Here is an 8,983-nt window from a genome sequence, read left to right as displayed (position 1 = left end):
GTCGTTTTTCAGATTTTAGGTTTAACTTTGCATCCGAAAAGAGTTGTTTGGCAAGCAAGGCAAACTTATGTAGAATGTAGAAGTTAAAACTATTGCCAAGTCATTACCTCTATTGAGGAGGAACACTCATAAATCGCTCATTTTAAGCTATTCTGAAGATTTTGGCAGAATTTTTCGGAAAAATACTACCCAACGGTGTGGAGATTTTTTCGAAAACCGAAGGCTCGACCTTTTATTTCCAAAGCCCGCTGCCATACCTTTGCACCTGCACGATAACGATTGATGCCATAGGAAAGACCATGTGGAGGAAAGAAAATCAGAGCGGCAATGAAATGATAAATTTCTGTGAAGTTTTTGGGTTACACGATTATCGCATACTTATTTCTGAGAAATGGATACAACTTCGTCTTGCAAATGTTTTGGAAAAATGGAAATTGTATATGTTGGAACATGCAAAACAAAATTGTACGGCAAATCAAGGAATGGTGTTTCTTTTAATCGGTTAGCCTGCAACCGACAAAAAGAAACACTTTTCCTCATGCCGTACTACTGAGACATGAAAGGGTGGCGTGCCACTGTTCCATGTCGTTTGGATTGTGCGATAAAAAATGGAACTGCGAGTTGTGGCTATAAAAATCAGCCGTTGTCAGCACGGCAAACAAAGAAAAGTCCTTGGCAGTATAGTCTTGAAGTATTTCAAGGCATACCGCCAAGGATTTTTCTTGCCGTGCCATAGTCGGAGGAAGTTAGTCTGAGGTACGAGGACTGTCTTTCTTCGACGACGGCTGACTTTTATACAAAACACACGAAAGGATGAGAATATGCAAACGAAATAGACCATTCAAAAAACAGAAACCATTGCCACATAAGTTTGAATGGATTGAAATGGAAATAGCAAAGAATAGAGAAGAATATGGTTTAATGAAAACAGATTTATCCAAGCAAAAAATCGAGGATAAAAAATCTTAAAACATTCTTTATCCCCGATTAAATATCGTACCTTTGCAACCGAAAGAGTTCTTTGGATGATTATGCAAATCACAGCAGGATGCTACATTCTGTTTATTTCTAATTCGTAACCTCTTCTTTTTATGAGATAAAAACTTATCTCATTCTCAATCACTTATAAAAAAATACGTACTTTCCCAAGTCAAAACACATAGCTTCCCAGATATTACCACTAGGCTCAGCAGCTCTGCCGAGCCTAGTGACAAATCCCAGTAAAAGCAGTTCCGTTACTGCAGAAATAATTCACTTAATTCTATTGAATTCATTTGATTATTCGACTATTCCACGTTGCTCGATTCTCTTAGCCTCTTCAAGAAGCTTGATGGCATCTACATACTGAGCGATGCCCTGAGCCACCTCCTTGGCAGCCTTCATCGCCAAAACTACAGTCTGCGGACGGTGTACCACATCACCTCCGGCGAACACACCGCGACGGGTGGTCATACCGAACGGACGTTCAACAACTTTAACATATCCCTTCTCATCCACCTCGATTCCGGCTGTGGTAGAAACGATACGGTTGGCTGGTCTTGAACCGATGGCGAGATAGATTCTGTCGAATTTTTCTACCCTTTCACCCTCAGGAGTGTTCAGCACACAGCTTCCCAGACGGCCGTTTTTGCCCTTCAAGAAGGCCTCGACGGTAGTTTTCCACTCAAATTTCACGCCTTCCTTCACCGCATCTTCATATTCGCTCTTGATGGCAGGCATCTCTTCCTGGGTCTTACGGTACAGCACGGTAACGTCGGCACCCAGTCGGATAGCGGTACGGGCAGCATCCATGGCCACGTTTCCGCCGCCAATGACGCCCACCTTCTCGCCGTCGCGCAGCGGAACCATATCGCGGGGCAAAGCGCCTTCGTTATAGGCATTCACGTTATGCAGAAAGTATGTACTCTGGCTCACACCGTGGAGCTTTGAGCCCGGTGTAGAGTCCATGTTCTGAGGCACGCTGGTACCTGTGCCCATAAAGATGGCGTCGTAGCCTGCACGGAACAGACTGTCGATGGTTATATTGTTCTCGCCCACCATGCAGTTGGTGATAAACTGCACGCCGAGGGCAGCAATCTTAGCCACCTCATCGCGCACTACCGACTTAGGCAAGCGATACTCAGGAATACCGTACATCAACACGCCTCCCGGCTCAGCCTGGCCCTCGAAAATGGTAACGTTGAAGCCCTGGCGCGCCAGATCGCCGGCTACGGTCAAGCCCGCAGGACCCGAACCGATAACTGCCACGCGGCCACGTGTTTTCTGTGGCAACATCTCGCGCGAGAGGTTCATCTTGGTATCAAAATCGGCAATAAACTGCTCGAGTTTGCCTATCTGTACCGGTTTTCCCTTCTTTCCGAGCACACAGCTGCCCTGACACTGTTTCTCGTGAGGGCACACACGGCCGCAGATGGCCGGCAGGTTGCTCTTGGCATTGATGATGCTCATCGCCGCACCCATGTTACCCATAGAGAGTTCGTGTACGAAATCAGGTATGTCGTTACCAATCGGGCATCCCTTCTTACACTGCGGAATCTTGCAGTGTAGGCAGCGTTTAGCCTCCTCAATGGCCTCACGGGTAGAAAAACCCTCGTTCACTACCTGGAAGGCAGCAGCATCCACCTGCTGTTCTGTTGTATCAGCCTGCTTAGCATCATCCGCCTGCTTAGCTGCTGTTTCTGTTGTATTCTGCTCAGGGGCCTGCGCCTCTGCAGCATTCTTCACATTCTTTGTTTCTTTCTGTTCGCTCATAATAGAACTGCTCTCTTTTTACTGATTCTACAATCTGTTTATTGATTCTACAATCTATCCTTTGATTTGTGGGTGCAAAGGTACAAATAATATTTCAGAAATCGCCCCTATCTCCTTACATATTTTCATTTTGCCCTTTTTTTTCCTTATTATCCACCTGCTGGCGCCTTACCGGGGACGCACGCCTGCCTAATCACTAATCACTAATCATTAATCACTAATCGGGGGTGGTCATTAAGGTCATTGGTCATTAAGGTCATTAAGCTTTTCCGCTTCCGGCAACATATAAAAAAGACCCTACATTCACATGCAAGGCCTTTAAACAACTTAAATGTTCTGCATTCACATGCAAAACACCAACAACTGGAGGGGGAACATAATAATAAGGGCTCCCCCATTAAATCAACATTTTTATTTTTCTTTAATCTCAATATCTTCCTTCACATGATTACGTATCTTGGTGAGGAAGAGTTTCATACGCTTCGCATCCTTGTGGTCAATGATGTCGATGAGCTCAGCAAGCTCCTCTCTGATCTGTGCCACCTGACCCGATGTGTATGGGTTGAAGAGGATTTCCTGCAGCAGATAATCATCTTCATTGAGCACGCCCTTGGCTATCTGCATGTGGCGCTTGAAGGTGGTGCCCGGAGCATCCTGGTGCTTCATCACTGCCGCAAAGGCAAAGGTGCTCACGAAAGGAATACTCAGCGAGTAAGCCACCGTCTGGTCGTGCTCATCAAATGTATACTCATGCAGACTCAACCCCAACTTCTGGTAGAGGTCCTTGAAGAATATCTTGCCCATGTAGTCACCCTCCTTGATGATGACTGCATTCTCCTCTGAAAGCTGGTTCAGATTGGCAAAGGTCGGGCCGAACATAGGGTGCGTGCTCACGAAGCGGAAACCGCTCTTCTCGTAAAACTCCTGCAGTCCGGTCTTCACGGATGCGATGTCGCTGATGATGCAGTCGCTGGAGAGATGCGGCAGCAGCTCCTCGAACACCGGAATGGTGTATTTCAACGTCACGGCATTGATAACAAGTTCCGGACGGAACATCTCCACCTCCTCAATCTTGGTAAAGCGGTAACAGTTGTAGGTGAAGCGCAGGCGCTTGGCATCCTTTTCGTAAACTGCCACCTCGTGGTCGAAGCTGAGCAGGTCGATGAAGAAACTTCCCATCTTACCTGCTCCCATAATCAATATTCTCATCGCCAGTATCCTTTACTTCTGGTTCAGAATTTCCAATTGCTGGCGGACACTCTCCTCATGGATGTGCTCGAAAATCTGAGCGGCAAACTCAGGGCTCATGCCGCAGAGGGCAGCCTGGGCACCACGCTTGTCGAGAATCTCGTTGTAACGGCTGGTCTGAACGATGGTCATGTTGTGCTCCTTTTTGTAAGTACCAATCTCGCGGCAAACGCGCATACGCTTAGCCAGGAGATCCATCAGCTGGTTGTCGCACTCGTCAATCTGACCGCGCAGCTGGTGCAGACCCTCTGTAGAATAATGCTCATCGCGCACTACGAGGAGGCTGAGGATGTAATCCAGCACCTCTGGGGTAACCTGCTGCTTGGCATCGCTCCATGCATCGTCTGGGCTGCAGTGGCTCTCAACGATGAGGCCGTCGAAACCTAAGTCCATTGCCTGCTGGCAGAGAGGAGCGATGAGGTCGCGTCGGCCGCCGATGTGGCTAGGGTCGCAGATGATTGGCAACTGTGGTATGCGGCGGTGCAACTCGATAGGAATCTGCCACATAGGAAGGTTGCGGTAAATCTTCTTGTCGAAGCTGGAGAATCCGCGGTGGATGGCACCGAGCTTCTTGATGCCTGCCTGGTTGATGCGCTGCAGGGCGCCAATCCAGAGCTCGAGGTCTGGGTTTACCGGGTTCTTAACGAGCACAGGCACGTCTACGCCCTGAAGACTATCGGCAAGTGCCTGCATGGCGAATGGGTTGGCAGATGTACGTGCGCCTACCCACAGAATGTCGATTCCATATTTCAGTGCGAGCTCTACATGCTCTGGGGTAGCCACCTCAGTAGCTGTCAGCATGCCTGTTTCTTCCTTCACCTGCTTCATCCAAGGCAAGGCCTGCTCGCCGTTACCCTCGAAGCCTCCCGGTTTGGTGCGTGGCTTCCACACACCTGCGCGGAACATGTGGCAACCTTTGGCAGCCAACTGCTTAGCGGTAGTCATAACCTGCTCTTCTGTCTCTGCCGAGCAAGGGCCGGCAATGACGCAAGGGCGTTCCTGATCACTAGGAAAATTCAATGGTTCTAATTCTAATTCCATAGTCGTATATTTTTATTTTTTACTTTTTACTTTTTTACTTTTCAAAAACCTTCTTGATTCTCTCCAGGGCCTCTTTCATCTTCTCATCCTTGGCACAGAGGCTGATACGGATGTAACGCTTGCCGTTGGTTCCGAAGATGAAGCCAGGGGTGATAAAGACGCGTGCCTCATGCAGAATCTTCTCTGTCAGGTCTTCTACATCAGCATATTTCTCAGGTATCTTGCCCCAAAGGAACATGCCTACCTGGTTAGGGTCAAACTGGCAGTCGAGCACCTTCATGATCTCCTCAGCAATGTCGCGGCGGCGACGGTAGTTCTGGATGTTGTTCTCGCGGTGCCATTCATCCGTGTTGTTAAGCATCGCCTCGGCAGCTGCCAGCTGTATGCCTCGGAAGCTTCCGTTGTCGATGTTGCTCTTCACCTTCAGAATCCATGAGATGAAAGTCTTGTTGCTCGAAATCATCGCCACACGCCAGCCTGGCATGTTGTGGCTCTTGCTCAGGGAATTGAACTCGATGCAGCAGTCCTTAGCTCCCGGCACCTGCATAATGCTCATAGGGTGCTCGTTGAGGATGAGCGAATATGGGTTGTCGTTCACCACCACGATGTTGTGCTTCTGGGCGAATGCCACCAGCTTTTCGTAGGTTTCGCGCTTTGCCACACCGCCTGTCGGCATGTTAGGATAGTTGGTCCACATCAGTTTTACGTGGCTCAGGTCCATCTTCTCCAGGGCGTCGAAATCGGGCTGCCATCCGTTATCCTCTCTCAGATCGTAGTAGGTAATCTTGGTACCCAGAATCTTGTTGATGGCGGTATAGGTAGGGTATCCCGGATTCGGGATGAGCACCTCGTCGCCAGGGTTGCAGAAGGCGAGCGTTACGTGCAGAATGCCTTCCTTGCTACCTATGAGGGGCTGGATTTCTGTAGCCCAGTCGAGGTCTACATCATACCAGCGCTTATAGAAACCAGCCATTGCTTTGCGCAACTCTGGTATGCCCACCGTAGGCTGATATCCGTGTGCGTTTGGATTGTTGGCTACCTCGCAGAGCTTGTCAATGGTCTGCTTAGAAGGCGGCATGTCTGGACTTCCGATGGCCAGACTGATGATGTCTTTGCCCTCGGCATTAAGCTTAGCCACTTCCTTCAGCTTGCGGCTGAAGTAGTATTCCTGTATTTCCGTTACTCTATTGGCTGGTTGTATCATAATTCTTATTTTCAACTATTAACTGTTAACTATCAACTATTCTTTCTCCTCATATTCTCCCAACACCTTTATTTTCTTCACGAGTGGCGTAATGGCGTCGATGCTCTGGCGGTATCGGGTCAGGTTGTCGAAGGTGAGGTCTACGTAGAAGAGGTATTCCCACTCATGTCCGATGTTTGGCAGCGACTGGATCTTGGTGAGATTGATGTCGTAGAAACTCAGGATGGTGAGCACCTTGGAGAGCGATCCCTTATCGTGAGCCAGACTGAAGACGATGCTCGCCTTGTTGGCCTTTTCGATGGGACGGAGCAGGGCTGCCTTCTGGGGATTGCAGACCACGAGAAACCGGGTGTAGTTGTGCGGATTGTCGTGGATGTCTTCCTGCAGCACCTTCATGCCGTACATGTGGGCAGCGTAAGAAGAGCAGATGGCTGCCCATCCCCTTACCTTGTGCTGGGCGATGTAGGCTGCCGAGCCTGCGGTATCTTCTGCCTCCACCGCCTTGAGGTCGGGATGGTTGGCTAGGAATTTGCCGCACTGCATGAGGGCTACCGGATGGGAGTGAACCTCCTGCAGGGTGCTCCAGTCGTCTTCTGGCAGACAGCAGATGCTGTGCTCTATATGGAGCTTGTGTTCGCCTACCACGGTGGTTCCGCTCTGCCGGAGCAGTTCGTAATTGTGGAGCAGGCTGCCCGCAATGGTGTTTTCAATGGCGCAGATGCCTACTACAGTAGGGTCGCGCTTGATGTTTTCGAACACCTCTTCAAAGGTAGCACAACAGATGATTTCAATCTGTTCGCCCTCGAAATACTGGTGGGCGGTAATGTCGTGGAAAGATCCCAGCTCTCCTTGAATTGCTATTCTCTTCATGTTTCTTTTATCTTGTCTAATGTTACGAAAAACGGTCCTACTCAATAAGAGCGGGACCGTTTCGATGATTTCAAGAATCTAATATCCTAAGTTGAAATTTACACGCAACTTCCCGCTTTACAATTATTTGCAAAGTAAAAGTAATAGCTAAAAAAGAATGCGTTAAACTTCTTCATTGTCTTTACATTTTATATGTTACTCACTTTTGTTCTTTCCGAGCCCGTTTCTCCTTTATTATATAAGGAGCAGGCAGTGCTCAGATTTCGAGTTTCGACTTGCAAAAATCTCAACTCGACTGCAAAAGTAACATTTTTCTTTGATATTGCCAAACAATTTGATATATTTTTCTTCATTTTCCTTATATTTTATGCTAAAAAACATATTTTCGCCCGATTTTTATCATCAGAATACGGAAAAATGCAGAAAAATGTACTCAAAAGCTAGGCGCTAGGGAGAGACGCAACACCGGAATCCGTGAGGCAAGCCCCTTCCTTTATCTGCAATGTTCTCTGCCTTCAGCCTTGAATTCTCCTGTCAGCTCCCCTACTTTCTCCGGGTTCAGCTCCAGGTAGCGCTTCATGTCCTTTCCGGCACCATCCTTGTCGCCCATCTGCATCAGCAGATTGCCGCGCTTCAGGAGATTCGCGCTCAGAGAGGCTTTTACAGACGAGTGTTCCGCAGAATCCTTCTGTTCTGCCAATTCTTTCTCCTGCTCTACAATCTGCTGCGTCAGCGTAGCAAGCAACAGAACAGGGTTTATCTGGTTCAAATCCATAACCTTATATTTTTACGAAAAGTTATTCTATTGTATATCATGGAGTTAACCCACTTGACACCCTAAAACAGGGTGTCAAGGTATGAGCCACTCCTTATTATAATAAGGTGTCATTTACTTGATGGCCCCGATAATCTCAGTCACACTCTTGCATCCGTGAGCATCAAGCCACTCGTTGATTCCATCCTTCACCTTCTTCGTAACCGCAGGATCAATGAAGTTGGCTGTACCAATCTCAATGGCCGTAGCACCGCACATCAGGAACTCAATGGCATCCTTGGCAGAAGAAATGCCGCCCAGACCAACAACCGGAATGTTTACGGCATGAGCCACATCCCAAACCATGCGCAGGGCAACAGGCTTAACGCAAGGACCACTCAAACCACCCGTGCGGATGCTCAAGAGAGGCTGGCGCTTCTCAATGTCCACCGCCATACCCATCAGCGTGTTGATGAGCGAAACAGAATCGGCACCCTCAGCCTCCACGGCACGGGCGATGTCGGCAATGCTGGTAACATTAGGCGAAAGCTTCACGATGAGGGTCTTCTTATAAACCTTTCTCACCGCCTTCACCACGCTGGCTGCACCCTCGCAGGTTACACCGAAAGCCATGCCGCCATCCTTCACGTTAGGACAGGAGATGTTCAGCTCTATGGCAGGAATCTTATCCAGCTCGTTGATGCGCGCCGCACACTCAGCATAACTCTCAGGCGAATGTCCGCTCACGTTGACAATCATATTGGTATCAATGTCCTTGATCTGAGGATAAATGTGAGAGCAGAAATACTCCACACCCTTGTTCTGCAAACCTACGCAGTTGAGCATGCCCTGAGGCGTTTCAGCCATACGCGGATAGTCGTTTCCCTCGCGCGGTTCCAGGGTAGTGCCCTTCACGATAATACCGCCAATCTCCTCCAGAGGAACGAAATCGGCAAATTCCAATCCGTAGCCGAAAGTACCCGATGCAGTCATCACAGGGTTCTTCAACTCCAAATCCTTTATCTTTACACTTAAATCAGCCATAATCTTCTGTTTTTACTTAAAAATGTTTTACAAACAAAGACAAGAGAATTCTTCGTTCTTCACTCTTCGTT

8 protein-coding genes are annotated in these 8,983 nt (G+C 48.4%); 1 reads left to right on the top strand and 7 read right to left on the bottom strand.

The window, feature by feature from the left end; genetic code table 11:
* The first annotated feature begins 161 nt into the window (after nucleotides 1–161).
* Nucleotides 162–506: a hypothetical protein gene (locus tag NNC77_RS14310; RefSeq protein ID WP_254971502.1), complete on the top strand. Its 345-nt coding sequence runs from the start codon at nucleotides 162–164 to the stop codon at nucleotides 504–506.
* Between the two features lie 772 nt (nucleotides 507–1,278).
* On the opposite strand, the gene NNC77_RS14305 is transcribed toward NNC77_RS14310, so the two are convergent.
* The 7 genes from NNC77_RS14305 to NNC77_RS14275 form a co-directional block, all read right to left on the bottom strand.
* The gene (locus tag NNC77_RS14305; protein ID WP_254971501.1) at nucleotides 1,279–2,751 is read right to left on the bottom strand and encodes an NAD(P)-dependent oxidoreductase; all 1,473 of its coding nucleotides are present in this window, start codon (nucleotides 2,749–2,751) and stop codon (nucleotides 1,279–1,281) included.
* A gap of 411 nt (nucleotides 2,752–3,162) precedes the next feature.
* The gene (locus NNC77_RS14300; RefSeq protein ID WP_254971500.1) at nucleotides 3,163–3,960 is read right to left on the bottom strand and encodes a prephenate dehydrogenase; all 798 of its coding nucleotides are present in this window, start codon (nucleotides 3,958–3,960) and stop codon (nucleotides 3,163–3,165) included.
* Nucleotides 3,961–3,972: 12 nt separating this feature from the next.
* Nucleotides 3,973–5,040, bottom strand: coding sequence for a chorismate mutase (locus tag NNC77_RS14295; protein WP_218459254.1), 1,068 nt, complete (start codon nucleotides 5,038–5,040; stop codon nucleotides 3,973–3,975).
* 34 nt (nucleotides 5,041–5,074) lie between these two features.
* The gene (locus NNC77_RS14290) at nucleotides 5,075–6,244 is read right to left on the bottom strand and encodes a pyridoxal phosphate-dependent aminotransferase (RefSeq protein WP_022120892.1); all 1,170 of its coding nucleotides are present in this window, start codon (nucleotides 6,242–6,244) and stop codon (nucleotides 5,075–5,077) included.
* Nucleotides 6,245–6,280: 36 nt separating this feature from the next.
* Nucleotides 6,281–7,114 carry a prephenate dehydratase gene (locus tag NNC77_RS14285; protein WP_006847366.1) on the bottom strand — a complete coding sequence of 278 codons (834 nt, stop codon included), beginning with the start codon at nucleotides 7,112–7,114 and terminating at the stop codon, nucleotides 6,281–6,283.
* A 493-nt stretch (nucleotides 7,115–7,607) separates the two neighbouring features.
* Complete coding sequence (locus NNC77_RS14280; protein WP_006847364.1) at nucleotides 7,608–7,889, bottom strand: hypothetical protein; 282 nt, start codon at nucleotides 7,887–7,889, stop codon at nucleotides 7,608–7,610.
* A gap of 114 nt (nucleotides 7,890–8,003) precedes the next feature.
* Entirely contained in the window at nucleotides 8,004–8,912 is a 909-nt protein-coding gene (locus NNC77_RS14275; RefSeq protein WP_117692223.1) for a dihydroorotate dehydrogenase, read from the bottom strand.
* Between the last annotated feature and the right edge of the window lie 71 nt (nucleotides 8,913–8,983).

This window comes from Segatella copri, assembly GCF_024330485.1.
GTDB classification, from domain to species: Bacteria; Bacteroidota; Bacteroidia; order Bacteroidales; family Bacteroidaceae; genus Prevotella; species Prevotella copri_L.
This window is presented reverse-complemented; position numbering and strand designations above follow the sequence as displayed.

What these genes read in the sequence shown, in the direction of transcription:
- NNC77_RS14305 (WP_254971501.1), bottom strand. Translation starts at nt 2,751, where the DNA reads ATGAGCGAACAGAAAGAAACAAAGAATGTGAAGAATGCTGCAGAGGCG.
- NNC77_RS14300 (WP_254971500.1), bottom strand. Translation starts at nt 3,960, where the DNA reads ATGAGAATATTGATTATGGGAGCAGGTAAGATGGGAAGTTTCTTCATC.
- NNC77_RS14295 (WP_218459254.1), bottom strand. Translation starts at nt 5,040, where the DNA reads ATGGAATTAGAATTAGAACCATTGAATTTTCCTAGTGATCAGGAACGC.
- NNC77_RS14290 (WP_022120892.1), bottom strand. Translation starts at nt 6,244, where the DNA reads ATGATACAACCAGCCAATAGAGTAACGGAAATACAGGAATACTACTTC.
- NNC77_RS14285 (WP_006847366.1), bottom strand. Translation starts at nt 7,114, where the DNA reads ATGAAGAGAATAGCAATTCAAGGAGAGCTGGGATCTTTCCACGACATT.
- NNC77_RS14280 (WP_006847364.1), bottom strand. Translation starts at nt 7,889, where the DNA reads ATGGATTTGAACCAGATAAACCCTGTTCTGTTGCTTGCTACGCTGACG.
- NNC77_RS14275 (WP_117692223.1), bottom strand. Translation starts at nt 8,912, where the DNA reads ATGGCTGATTTAAGTGTAAAGATAAAGGATTTGGAGTTGAAGAACCCT.